A 12,258-nucleotide genomic window follows, 5' to 3' on the forward strand; every position below is an offset into this window, starting at 1 on the left:
AAACGAAAGGATGGGGGTATCGGTAGCTGAATAGGGTCCGTGGGATGATTTCGTGGGATCCGTTGATGGGCGGATGAAATCACAACTGCGTGATTCAAAACTCTTGAAAGGGCGCCTCCAAGCGGATAGGGCTGATCTATCCATTCGGGGGTTGCAGCGAATGATGACGACCGAAGCGATTCAAGAGGAAACACCCTCTGATCATTTTTCGATGTTTTCTTCTCAAAGCTCAAAGATCAAATACAGCTTTAACAAGATAAGAGAAGTAAAGTCGTATAGGGTCGGAGAGCTTTTTTCAGCCTATCGAGACATACTTTGGGATGACGGGCGACATAAATACAATGTCAGCTCTTTCATTGGCGAAATAGACGAGATCCTCCTTGGGGAGCGTTTCAGCGCCTTTGACCAAAGCACCCTGGACAACCTTATCGGTACCTTGCGCCAGCGCGGCAACAGCAACGCGACCATCAACCGGAAGATGGCTGCCCTTAGCAAACTGTTGCGCAAGGCTCATAAGATGGGAGATATCCACAGCCTGCCCGAGTTCCGCCGCCAGAAGGAGCGGGCGGGACGGATTCGTTTCCTTGAAAAGGACGAAGAGGCCAGGCTGTTCGCGGCCATCAGGAGCCGCAGCGAGGACGCTTACCGCCTTTCCGTATTCCTCGTCGACACCGGCTGCCGCCTCGGCGAGGCGCTCGGTCTGATCTGGAACGACATCCAGGAACACCGCGTCTCGTTCTGGATCACCAAGTCCGGCCGCAGCCGCACCATTCCGATGACCGCTCGTGTCAAGGAAGTGATCAAGCTTCCGGTCACCGAAGGCCGCCGGCCGAAGGGTCCGTTCACCAAGCTCAGCCAGGCGCAATATCGCGCCATCTGGAACGATGCGAAGGCCGAGGTCGGCCTCGGCGCCGACGAACAGGTGGTGCCGCATATATTGCGCCATACCTGCGCTTCGCGACTCGTCCAGGGCGGCATCGACATCAGGCGGGTCCAGATGTGGCTCGGCCACCAGACGTTGTCGATGACCATGCGCTATGCACATCTTGCCACAAACGACCTCGACGGCTGCGTCGTCGTGCTGGAAACGCCCCGCAGTGAAGGGACGACCGGCGGCACGGAGAACTCGGCGTTCTCGTCTCCGCTGACCACGCCGACATCGGCAGGGCCTAGGCAAAAGAGTGAAGCGGGCACAGCGAAGGCGACCAAGCCGGCCGGGAAAAGCTCCAAGGCCAAATAGCTCCGCCAAACTTTCCTATACTGCAACAACGACCCCGAGACCGACTTGGTCTTTGGGGTTTTACTTTGCCTGAACCTGCTGTTCGGCCCGATCCAGGAATGCGGCGATGGCGTCCGGCAGGCCGCCGGTCTCCAGGAAAGGCGCGTGGCCCTGGCCATCGACCGTGATCGTCTCCATGCCAGGATGGCGCTTCTGCATCTCCTCGAGCGTCCCGGCCGACAGCAGCTTCGAGTTGCCGCCGCGTATGGCAAGCAGCGGCACGGCGGCGAGCGCTTCGAACTGCGGCCATAGATCGAGTAGCGGCTTGCTGGTGTCGAGGCCGGCCAGCGTTTCGACCAGCCGCGGGTCGAAATCCGGCAGCAGCCCCTGATCCGTCTCGCGATAGAGAGCTAACACCATCCGCTCCCAGTCCGCCTCGGTCAGCGCGGGAAAGTCACCGCCATGAGCGCTGCGTTGGGCATCGAGCGCCTCGGTCCGGCTCTTCGGCTTTGGCGCAGGATCGAGATAAGTGCGGATATGGGCAAGGCCCGCGGCTTCGATCACTGGGCCGATGTCGTTCAGCACGATGGCCTTGAGCACGGCCGGCCGCATCGCGCCGAGCACATGGATGATCAGCCCGCCGCGCGACGTACCGATGAAGGCCGCTTGCTCGATGCCGAGGCCCGCCAGGCCGGCGAGGATGTCACCGGCCTCGACACCGACATTATAGCGACTCACATCGGGGTCGTAGGCGGACTGCCCGCGCCCGCGATAGTCGAAGGCGATGACTTTTCGTGGGTTCTTCTCCTGCCTCGACAGATGCAGCGCCAGTTCATGAAAGTCGCGCGCATTGCGGGTCAGGCCGGGCAGGCAGACGACCGGCCAATGGCCCGAATTCGCTTCGCCGTAGACGCGGGCATGCAGTTTGAGGCCGTCCGGGGCGGTGTAGAAGAAATCGGAAAAACTTTGGTGATCTTGCATATGGACTCGATTCCCCGCCGTTGTCGGATCGCTTCCGACTGCTACAGCCGAGGGCAGGGGGCGGTCAAATGGAGAAGGAAGGGCCTCAACTCCGCCCGTTCACCAGATCTCCCACGATGTCGTACTTTCCCGAAATACGCATCTTGTAGACCTCGTAATTCTCCATCACACGCTGTACGTAACTTCTTGTTTCCGTATAGGGAATCCGCTCGATCCAGTCGACGACGGCGTCCACGTCCTTGCCGCGCGGGTCGCCATATTTGGCCACCCATTGGGCGGCGCGGTTGGGGCCGGCATTGTAGCCGGCGAAGGTCAGCACATAGGACCCGTCGAAGCGGGCGAGCTGTTCGCCGAGGAAGGCCGCGCCCAGCGTCGCATTATAGCCGGCATCGCTGGTCAGCCGGGTCTGCGAAAACGTCAGTCCAGCCTTCTTCGCCAGTTGCCTGGCGGTGCCCGGCATCAATTGCAGCAGCCCGCGCGCGCCGGCGCTGGAGACGGCGCCGACATTGAACTCGCTTTCCTGGCGCGCGATCGCATAGGCCAGCGCCTTGCCAGAGCCGGAGATGTTGGCGGTGTCGGGAATGACACCCAGCGGATGCGACAGTGCCCCGACATCGATGCCCCGCGCGCCGGCGATCTTGCCGATTTTCAGCGCCATGAAATGGTTGCCCTGCTTTTCCGCCAGCACGGCGAGCAGCGCCAGTTCGCCCGGACTGGTCAGCTGCCCGGCGAGGTCGCGGTAGAGCGTCTCGGCATAGCGGTCGTAGCCTGCCTCCTGCAGCCGCACGATGGCGCTGACAGCTTCTCGGATTACGAAGTTTTTCCGGTCAGCCGCACTCGGCTGCGGATACATGATGTTGAGGCTCCTCAAACCGACCCGCTCGCCGGCAAGCTGGCCGTAGAAGGTGGTGCCGTAGGCGGCGGCGCGAGAGAAATAGTCCGTGGCGTTGCCGGGGCCACCGACCTCTGCCGCGCGGCCGAGCCAGTAATAGGCGCGCGACAGCGACATCGGCCCCTGCGCCAGGTTGGCAATGCGCGCGAAATGCGTGGCGGCGGTGGCGGGATCGTTGAGGCCGCGCAGCGCGTACCAGCCGGCATGGAATTCGGCCTCGGCGGCGTTGGCGGCACCTTCGGCGGCATGCGCGGCGACAATTCTGTAGGCGGTCTTCATGTCGCCCTGGTCGACCAGCTCGCGCGCCAGCACCCGGCGCTCCACCCACCAGGCATCGGGATCGACCAGAGCCTCGCGGTCGCTCGGCACCTTCATCACGATCGCCGCGGCGTCGGAAAACTTCTGCTGCTTGCGCAGATATTCGGCCTGCGCAAAGAAATAGCCGGCCGAACGCTGCGCGGCGGGCACGGCCTTCAGCAGCTTGGCCGCATTCTTGTCGCCCTTGGACACGGCCGCCCAGGCATCGGCTAGCGGCTGGGCGCCGGCGAGGCCGGCGACGCGCAACGCCGAGCTGACCCTGTCGGCATAGAACATGCGCTCCATGCGGAAGCGATGGTCGGCGGCCGGGATCAGCGCGCCGAACTCCTTGATGACCGCAGTCTCGTCCTTGGCCTCGAGCCTTTCCATGCGCCAGAATGGCGACAGCACCGAACGCGCTGCCTTGGCATTGCCCAGCGCGACATAGGAGCGGGCAAGGATGATCACGCCTTCCGGTGTCAGCGGCTGGCTGCCGTCGAATGCCTTCACCACGGTCTGCGGCGAGGGGTTCTCGCGATAGAGCGCGCGCTCGCTGTTCTTGCGCAGCGCGATCGTGCCCGGCCAGTTCGGCAGCATCTTGGCGGCGTCGGCGATGTCGCCGCTCGGCACCTGGTCGCCGCCATAGAGCGCGATCGCCCAGGCAAGGATATGGCGGTCGAGCGAATCGGCCGGCAGTGCCTCGCGCATCTGGCGCGCGCCGCCAATGTCGTTGGCCGCCAGCCTGTCGAGGCCGCTCTTCAGCGGGGCGACGCTGGGCGAGGGGCGCGCATCCGGCTGGCCCGGATCTGACTGGCTCTGCAAGTCGGGCATCGGGATCGCCGACGTCAGATGCACATCGACGCCACCGCCGATCGCCGCGACTGGGATCAGCGCAAGCGTGGCGCCCAGAAGCGCAAAACGATGGGACCGCCTGGTCGGCATGGTTTTCGTCATTCCTGTTCGTGCACACTACCAGCAGGCACGGAAGCGTTGCAGCCTAGACTTCGGTGGTGAAAAGCCCGTGAACAAAAGCTCATCTAGGTCGTTCGAATTGCCGACACTGGCACCATGGCAATGCTTGCCGCGCAACAATGTCGAGACTATGGTGCGCGGCTTCGCTTTCGGCTAGAAGGCGCGCACCATAGACCGACCGACAAAACTCGAATGCATGTCGCCCAAAAGTGGATACCGGTTTTGGGACAACGACATGCATAACCAACAAAGTCCCAAGGAGTTGGACGACATGCTGAGAGGCTCGCTGACCGCGCTCGTGACACCGTTCGAAAAGAGCGGGCGTTTCGACGAGAAAGCCTTTCGCGCGTTCGTCGAATGGCAGCTCGCTGAAGGCACAACCGGGCTGGTGCCCGTCGGCACCACAGGCGAGTCGCCGACGCTATCGCATGACGAGCATCGCCAGGTCGTCAAGGTGTGCATCGAAGTCGCCAACGGGCGCGTTCCGGTCGTCGCCGGTGCCGGCTCCAACAACACCGAAGAGGCCGTCGGGCTGGTGCAATATGCCGAGAAGGCGGGCGCCGATGCGGCTCTCGTCGTCACGCCTTATTACAACAAGCCGACGCAGCGCGGTCTCTATGCGCATTTCGCCGCCGTCGCCAAGGCGACCAGCCTGCCGATCATCATCTACAACATCCCGCCGCGCTCGGTGATCGACATGAGCCCGGAGACGATGGGCCAGCTGGCACACGACTTCAAGAACATCGTCGGCGTCAAGGATGCCACCGGCAAGGTCGAGCGCGTTTCCGAGCAGCGCGCCACATGCGGCAAGGATTTCATCCAGCTTTCCGGCGAGGACGCCTCCGCACTCGGCTTCAACGCCCATGGCGGCGTCGGCTGCATCTCGGTGACGTCGAATGTCGCGCCGAGACTCTGCGCCGAATTCCAGGAAGCCACCCTTTCCGGCGACAGCGCCAGGGCGCTCGACCTGCAGGATCGGTTGTTACCGCTGCACAAGGCGATCTTTACCGAGCCTGGCCTGTGTGGCGCCAAATATGCGCTGTCGAAGCTGGGCAAGGTCGAAAACGTCGTGCGCTCGCCGCTGGTGACGATCGAGGCATCGACTGCCGAGAAGATCGATCAGGCGATGAAGCATGCCGGCTTGATAAATTAGGGATGAGGCGCCACCTCTCCACATCATGAATCAAGTCAGAAAAGCCGATCCCAACAACAAGACCGTTGCGGAAAACCGCAAGGCGCGGTTTTCCTATGAGGTGCTCGACACGATTGAGGCCGGTCTGGTGCTGACCGGCACCGAGGTCAAGTCGCTGCGTCAGGGCCAGGCCAACATCCAGGACAGCTACGCCTCGGTCGAGGGCGGCGAGATCTGGCTGATCAACTCCTATCTGCCGGAATATCTGCAGGCCAACCGCTTCAACCACGAGCCGCGCCGGCGCCGCAAGCTGCTGCTCAACAAGCGCGAGATGGCGAAACTGTCGCAGAGCGTCGACCGCGAAGGCATGACGCTGGTGCCGCTGAAGATCTATTTCAACGACCAGGGCCGCGCCAAGCTCTTGCTCGCCGTCGGCCGCGGCAAGAAGCTGCACGACAAGCGCGAGACCGAAAAGCAGCGCGACTGGTCGCGCGAGAAGGGCCGGTTGCTGAAGGATCGTGGGTGACAAGCATCAGGCGATAGCCTGAAAAAAGCCAAGCGTTTGGCTTTCAAGTTTTTCGAACAGCGGAGCCTGCGAAGCGCAATAGGGGATAGTCTTGAAGAACCGGATCATCCTCTGGGGCGCGGCTGGCTTGGTCCTTGCGGGTCTCGTCGCAGCGGGTGGTTTTCTCTACTTCCGCACCTTCTCGCCGGACCGCGACAGATATCCGGTCAGGGGCATCGACGTTTCCCATCATCAGCACCAGATCGATTGGCGGCGCGTAGCCGCCGACGATGTCGCCTTTGCCGTCATCAAGGCGACCGAAGGCGGTGATCATGTCGACGATGCCTTCGCCGCCAATTTGCGCGAGGCCCGCGCCGCCGGGCTCGCGGTCGGCGCCTATCACTTCTTCACCTTCTGTCGGCCGGGCGCCGACCAGGCGAAGAACTTCATTTCGGTAGTGCCGCGCGAAGGGCCGCTGCTGCCGCCGGTTGTGGATATCGAATTCGGAGGCAATTGCCCGAAACGGCCGTCGCCCGAACAGTTGAACGCAGAACTCCAAGCTTTCCTCGGTCCGGTGGAGGCAGCCTTCGGTAAGCCGGCGATCATCTATCTGATCGACGAGGCGGCGGATGCCTATTCCGGACAGATCGCCAGCCGCCAGCGCTGGGTCCGTTCACTGGCGCTGTGGCCAGGCCATGACGACTGGATTTACTGGCAGTACCACAACAGCGGTCGCGTCGATGGCATCAGCGGCGATGTCGACCTGAACGTCCTGCAGGGCGGGCAGGAGAGGCTGGCGGAACTCTTTGCCAAGCCCGACTCTATCTCCGCAGAAACCCCGCGATCTCCCTGAACACATTGACGAACATCGCTTCCGTCAAAACGCCGGTATTGGTGTTGTAGCGCGAGCAGTGATAGCTGGAGAACAGCGTGACGGCGCCGACCTGCTGCTGTCCGCCATGCCGGAACGGATAGGCGACGACGCGCCCGCCCAGCGCCCGCACCGTCGACTGATGCGCGATCGAGCCCAGCGCCAGCACGGCGCGCAGATTGGGAAAGCGCGCAATGGTCGGCACCAGGAACGTCCGGCAGGTGGCGATCTCCGCACCCACCGGCTTGTTTTCCGGCGGCACGCAGCGCACGGCATTGGTGATCGCCGTGCCGACAAGCTCCAGCCCATCGTCCGGCCGCGCCTTGAACTCGCCGCGCGCAAAACCATGCGCGATCAGCGTCGAATAGAGCAGGTCGCCGGCATAGTCGCCCGTGAAGGGGCGCCCCGTGCGGTTTGCGCCGCGCAGACCCGGCGCCAGCCCGACGATCAAAAGCCTGACGGCGTCCTCGCCTTCGGGCGGCAGGAAGGTCGGCACCGGCGCGTTGAACCAGGACGGTTCACGTTGCCGCCAGTCGGCGATGAAATCATGCAGCCGCGGGCAGAGCGGGCAGTCGCGGCCGGGTTCGGGGGAGGAGGCGGCGACCAAGGCCGCCGCCGTCAAAAATCGTCCTCGTCGACTTCGGCAGGCTCGGGCCGGCGCACCGGCCGCTCGGACGGATCGCGGCCGACTTCGTTCTTCAGTGTCATCAGGTCGATGAAGTGATCGGCCTGACGGCGCAGATCGTCGGAGATCATTGGCGGCTGCGAGGCCATGGTGGAGACGATCGAGACCTTGCGGCCGCGCCGCTGCAGCGCCTCGACCAGGGTGCGGAAATCGCCATCGCCGGAGAAGATGACGTAGTGGTCGACGACATCGGCGAGTTCCAGCGCATCGACGGTCAGTTCGATGTCCATATTGCCCTTGATCTTGCGGCGGCCGGTCGAGTCGGTGAACTCCTTGGCTGGCTTGGTCACCACCTTGAAACCGTTATAGTCGAGCCAGTCGATCAGCGGCCGGATCGAGGAATATTCCTGATCCTCGACCAGCGCCGTGTAATAGTAGGCGCGCAGCAGATAGCCGCGCTTCTGGAAGCTCGACAAAAGCTTGCGATAGTCGATGTCGAAACCCAGCGCCCGCGAGGTGGCGTAGAGATTGGCGCCGTCGATAAAAAGGGCGATTTTCTCACGAGGGTCGAACATGGAAAAATTTCCTTTTCGAAAATAGGCGGTCGTCTAAATGCGTGCGTGACTATCGGCCGGTCTCTGAAAATAGACCTTATGGCCTTCCTTATCCGAGATAGCGCCAGTTTTACGGCAATCCAAGCTGCCTTGCCGCATTGCAAGCAATTGTGATCGGTGCGCAATCGTCGCAGCCAGGCGTGTCGCCAGATCTGGTGCCGATCCGCCCCCCGCCCGGACCAGGGGCGGGTATTGCCAAGAAGCTTGTATTTCGGCGGCGTTCGGGTTATGGACCGCGCCTGTTTTCCATCAAATCCAGGCTGAAAGGGGCAATTCATGGCCCGCGTAACCGTTGAAGATTGCATCGACAAGGTCGACAACCGCTTCGAGCTCGTGCTTCTGGCCGGCCACCGCGCCCGCCAGATCAGCCAGGGCGCGCAGATCACCGTGCCGCGCGACAACGACAAGAACCCGGTCATCGCTCTGCGCGAGATCGCCGACGAGACGCTGTCGCCCGACGACCTCAAGGAAGACCTGATCCACTCGCTGCAGAAGCATGTCGAGGTCGACGAGCCGGAAGCCGACGGCGAGGTGATTGCCGACCAGACCGGCACCGCCGTTGCGGCGACCGATGCCGACGACGCCGAGGACAACATCGCTTTCGACCGCATGACCGAGGAAGATCTGCTTGCCGGCATCGAAGGCCTGGTCCCGCCGGAAAAAAGCGACGACTATTGATCTTCGCCGACGCTGCCGACACTTTCGCGTCGGCAGTTTCGTGGCTATCTATGACATGCGCCGGATGCATATTCGGCGCATGATTCATTTCAGCACCGCGAGATCCCGCCCATGATGCGTCAGTATGAGCTTGTCGAGCGCGTCCAGCGCTACAAGCCTGACGTCAACGAGGCGTTGCTCAACAAGGCCTATGTCTATGCCATGCAGAAGCATGGCCATCAGAAGCGCGCCTCCGGCGATCCTTATTTCTCGCATCCGCTCGAAGTCGCCGCCATCCTCACCGAAATGCACATGGACGAGGCGACGATCGCCGTCGCCTTGCTGCACGATACGATCGAGGACACGACCGCGACCAGGGCCGAGATCGACGAGCTGTTCGGCCCGGAAATGGGCAAGCTGGTCGAGGGCCTCACCAAGCTGAAGAAGCTCGACCTCGTCTCCAAGAAGGCCGAGCAGGCGGAGAACCTGCGCAAGCTGCTGCTGGCGATCTCGGAAGATGTGCGCGTGCTTCTGGTCAAGCTCGCCGACCGCCTGCACAACATGCGCACCCTCGACCATGTGCCGGAGGCCAAGCGCCTGCGCATCGCCGAGGAGACGATGGAGATCTATGCGCCGCTTGCCGGCCGCATGGGCATGCAAGGCATGCGCGAGGAGCTGGAGGAGATCGCCTTCCGCTACATCAATCCGGAAGCCTACCGCGCCGTCACCGCAAGGCTCGCCGAGATATTCGAGCGCAACAAGGGCGTGCTGTCCGAGATCGAGAAGTCGCTGTCCACGCTGTTCGAAAAGCATGCGATCAAGGCCAGCGTGAAGAGCCGGCAGAAGAAGCCGTGGTCGGTGTTCCGCAAGATGGAAGCCAAGGCGCTGTCCTTTGAGCAGCTGTCCGACATCTTCGGCTTTCGCGTCGTCGTCGACACCCTCGAGGACTGCTACCGCGCGCTCGGCGCCATCCACACCGCCTGGTCGATGGTGCCCGGCCGCTTCAAGGACTACATCTCGACGCCGAAGCAGAACGACTACCGTTCGATCCACACCACCATCGTGGGCCCCTCGCGCCAGCGCGTCGAATTGCAGATCCGCACCCGCGAGATGAACAAGATCGCCGAATATGGCGTCGCCGCGCATTCGATCTACAAGGACACCGGCGGCAAGACGAACGGTGCCGCCCACGCGATCTCGAAGGAGACCAACGCCTATGCCTGGCTGCGGCGCACCATCGAGCAGCTGGCCGAAGGCGACAATCCCGAGGATTTCCTCGAGAACACCAAGCTGGAACTGTTCCAGGACCAGGTGTTCTGCTTCACGCCGAAGGGCATGCTGATCGCGCTGCCGCGCGGCGCCACGCCCATCGACTTCGCCTATGCCGTGCACACCGATGTCGGCGACACCTGCGTCGGCGCCAAGGTCAACGGCCGCATCATGCCGCTGATGACGGAACTGAAGAACGGCGACGAGGTCGAGATCATCCGCTCCAAGGCGCAGGTGCCACCGGCGGCCTGGGAATCGGTCGTCGTCACCGGCAAGGCGCGATCCGCCATCCGCCGTGCCACCAAGAATGCCATCCGCAAGCAATATTCGGGTCTCGGCGCCCGCATCCTCGAACGCGCCTTCGAGCGCGCCGGCAAGACCTTCACCAAGGAAGGCCTGAAGCCGGTGCTGCACCGGCTGGCACGCAAGGATATCGAGGACGTGCTGGCCTCGGTCGGACGCGGCGAGTTGGCCTCGTCCGACGTCATGAAGGCGGTGTTCCCCGACTACAAGGACGAACGCGTCACCGTTGCCGCGCCCAAGCAGCGCGAGGAAGGCTGGTCGAAGATCCGCAATGCCGCCGGCATGCTGTTCCAGATCCCGGGCCGCGCGGCACGCAAGGACAAGGACCAGCCGCGGGACGGCGCCGTACCAATCCGCGGCGTGCGCGGCGACCTGCCGGTGCGCTTCGCGCCGGAAGGCGCTGTGCCCGGCGACCGCATCGTCGGCATCGTGCAGCCGGGAACCGGCATTACCATCTATCCGATCCAGTCGCCGGCTCTGCAGGCCTTCGACGACCAGCCCGAGCGCTGGATCGACGTGCGCTGGGACATTGACGAGCGCACCAAGGAGCGGTTCCCTGCGCGCGTCTCGGTCACCGCCATCAACGCGCCGGGCTCGCTCGCCGACATCGCCCAGGTCGTTGCCTCCAACGACGCCAACATCCATACATTGTCGATGGTGCGCACCGCGCCCGACTTCACCGAAATGCTGATCGATCTCGAAGTCTGGGATCTGAAGCACCTCAACCGGCTGCTGTCGCAGCTCAAGGACAATTCGAGCGTCAGCGACGCGCGGCGCGTCAATGGCTGACAATCTTTTTAGGGACAAGGCAGGATGAACACCGACGAAGTGCTGGGCATTTTCCGCGAGGCCGGCGCCGTTCTCGAAGGCCATTTCATCCTGACGTCGGGCCTGCGCAGCCCGGTCTTCCTGCAGAAGGCCCGCGTCTTCATGCATGCCGACAAGACCGAGCGCCTGTGCAGTGCGCTGGCCGAAAAGATCCGCAAGGGCGTGCCCGGCCGGATCGATTATGTCGTCGGCCCGGCGATCGGCGGACTGATCCCGGCCTATGAGACCTCGCGCCATCTCGGCGCGCCGGCGATCTGGGTCGAGCGGGAAGGGGGCGAGTTCAGGCTGCGCCGCTTCGAGATCGCCAGGGGATCGCGCGTCGTCATCGTCGAGGACATCGTCACCACCGGCCTGTCGATCCGCGAGACCATCGACTGCCTGCGCGAACTTGGCGCCGAGGTGGTGGCGGCCGCCTGCATCATCGACCGTTCGGCCGGCAAGACCGATGTCGGCGTCCCGCTGATCGCGCTGGCCGAATATGAGGTTCCTGCCTATCCGGCCGACCGGCTGCCGCCCGAACTCGCCGCCATACCGGCCGTCAAGCCCGGCAGCCGCAACATCTGATGTCGTCCATGTACGAAAACAATCACTTGAGCGCGTCGCCTGAATCTCTTCGGGAGCGACGCGCGCTGTCCGCGACGCCGTGATGATCGCCGGCATCGACCATTTCGTGCTGACGGTCCGCTCGGTGGACGACAGCTGTGCCTTCTACCAACGTGTGCTTGGCATGAAGCGCCACGACGAGCCGAACCGGCCGACGGCGTTGCTCTTCGGATCGCAGAAGATCAATCTGCATCAGGTGGGCCGCACCTTCGAGCCGAAGGCCAAGGCGCCGACAACTGGCGCCGGCGATTTCTGCCTCGTTGCCGCCCGGCCGCTCGCCGAGATCTGCGCCAGCCTGGCAGCCAATGGCGTCGCCGTCGAAGTCGGTCCGGTCGAGCGTACCGGCGCCCGCGGCCCGATGATGTCCGTCTACTTCCGTGATCCGGACGGCAATCTCGTCGAGGTCAGCGAGTATTTGAACTAGCCGCCTCGGCTCAGCCCATCAGTTGTTCTTCGGCCGGCGCGTCGCTATATCAAAGTCGTTGTTGCC

Annotated in this window: 12 protein-coding genes; 8 read left to right on the forward strand and 4 right to left on the reverse strand. The window is 63.2% G+C overall.

Annotation, left to right across the window (positions count from 1 at the left end; translation table 11 throughout):
- Nucleotides 1-160: 160 nt before the first annotated feature.
- Nucleotides 161-1,240 (forward strand): tyrosine-type recombinase/integrase, encoded by a 1,080-nt coding sequence (locus ACFX5Q_RS10345; RefSeq protein WP_404277372.1) that lies wholly within the window; start codon nucleotides 161-163, stop codon nucleotides 1,238-1,240.
- Nucleotides 1,241-1,300: 60 nt separating this feature from the next.
- Here ACFX5Q_RS10345 and ACFX5Q_RS10350 read toward each other — a convergent pair whose 3' ends face one another.
- Nucleotides 1,301-2,200: an alpha/beta fold hydrolase gene (locus ACFX5Q_RS10350; protein ID WP_404277373.1), complete on the reverse strand. Its 900-nt coding sequence runs from the start codon at nucleotides 2,198-2,200 to the stop codon at nucleotides 1,301-1,303.
- Between the two features lie 85 nt (nucleotides 2,201-2,285).
- Complete coding sequence (locus tag ACFX5Q_RS10355) at nucleotides 2,286-4,331, reverse strand: lytic transglycosylase domain-containing protein (protein WP_404277468.1); 2,046 nt, start codon at nucleotides 4,329-4,331, stop codon at nucleotides 2,286-2,288.
- A 301-nt stretch (nucleotides 4,332-4,632) separates the two neighbouring features.
- On the opposite strand from ACFX5Q_RS10355, the gene dapA reads away from it, so the two are divergent.
- The 3 genes from dapA (at nucleotide 4,633) to ACFX5Q_RS10370 (ending at nucleotide 6,851) form a co-directional block, all read left to right on the forward strand.
- Nucleotides 4,633-5,514: a 4-hydroxy-tetrahydrodipicolinate synthase gene (gene dapA, locus ACFX5Q_RS10360; RefSeq protein WP_404277470.1), complete on the forward strand. Its 882-nt coding sequence runs from the start codon at nucleotides 4,633-4,635 to the stop codon at nucleotides 5,512-5,514.
- A gap of 25 nt (nucleotides 5,515-5,539) precedes the next feature.
- A complete protein-coding gene (smpB, locus tag ACFX5Q_RS10365; protein ID WP_404277374.1) occupies nucleotides 5,540-6,019 on the forward strand; it encodes an SsrA-binding protein SmpB in 480 nt (159 codons plus the stop codon).
- Nucleotides 6,020-6,110: 91 nt separating this feature from the next.
- Nucleotides 6,111-6,851 carry a GH25 family lysozyme gene (locus ACFX5Q_RS10370; protein ID WP_404277375.1) on the forward strand — a complete coding sequence of 247 codons (741 nt, stop codon included), beginning with the start codon at nucleotides 6,111-6,113 and terminating at the stop codon, nucleotides 6,849-6,851.
- Here the strand turns inward: ACFX5Q_RS10370 and ACFX5Q_RS10375 are convergent.
- The gene (locus tag ACFX5Q_RS10375) at nucleotides 6,820-7,491 is read right to left on the reverse strand and encodes a uracil-DNA glycosylase (protein ID WP_404277376.1); all 672 of its coding nucleotides are present in this window, start codon (nucleotides 7,489-7,491) and stop codon (nucleotides 6,820-6,822) included. The genes ACFX5Q_RS10370 and ACFX5Q_RS10375 overlap by 32 nt on opposite strands.
- Entirely contained in the window at nucleotides 7,488-8,069 is a 582-nt protein-coding gene (locus ACFX5Q_RS10380) for an NYN domain-containing protein (RefSeq protein WP_404277377.1), read from the reverse strand. The genes ACFX5Q_RS10375 and ACFX5Q_RS10380 overlap by 4 nt, the downstream gene beginning before the upstream one ends.
- Before the next feature lie 315 nt (nucleotides 8,070-8,384).
- On the opposite strand from ACFX5Q_RS10380, the gene rpoZ reads away from it, so the two are divergent.
- From rpoZ to ACFX5Q_RS10400, 4 genes are all read left to right on the forward strand, one after another.
- The gene (gene rpoZ / locus ACFX5Q_RS10385) at nucleotides 8,385-8,786 is read left to right on the forward strand and encodes a DNA-directed RNA polymerase subunit omega (protein ID WP_006202227.1); all 402 of its coding nucleotides are present in this window, start codon (nucleotides 8,385-8,387) and stop codon (nucleotides 8,784-8,786) included.
- Between the two features lie 111 nt (nucleotides 8,787-8,897).
- Nucleotides 8,898-11,126 (forward strand): RelA/SpoT family protein, encoded by a 2,229-nt coding sequence (locus tag ACFX5Q_RS10390; RefSeq protein WP_404277378.1) that lies wholly within the window; start codon nucleotides 8,898-8,900, stop codon nucleotides 11,124-11,126.
- A gap of 24 nt (nucleotides 11,127-11,150) precedes the next feature.
- Nucleotides 11,151-11,729, forward strand: a complete 579-nt coding sequence (pyrE, locus tag ACFX5Q_RS10395; RefSeq protein WP_006202229.1) for an orotate phosphoribosyltransferase — start codon at nucleotides 11,151-11,153, stop codon at nucleotides 11,727-11,729.
- Nucleotides 11,730-11,808: 79 nt separating this feature from the next.
- The gene (locus ACFX5Q_RS10400) at nucleotides 11,809-12,192 is read left to right on the forward strand and encodes a VOC family protein (RefSeq protein ID WP_404277379.1); all 384 of its coding nucleotides are present in this window, start codon (nucleotides 11,809-11,811) and stop codon (nucleotides 12,190-12,192) included.
- Nucleotides 12,193-12,258: the final 66 nt, after the last annotated feature.

Origin of the sequence: Mesorhizobium sp. IMUNJ 23033 (genome assembly GCF_044778005.1) — a bacterium.
Taxonomy (GTDB): domain Bacteria; phylum Pseudomonadota; class Alphaproteobacteria; order Rhizobiales; family Rhizobiaceae; genus Mesorhizobium; species Mesorhizobium amorphae_A.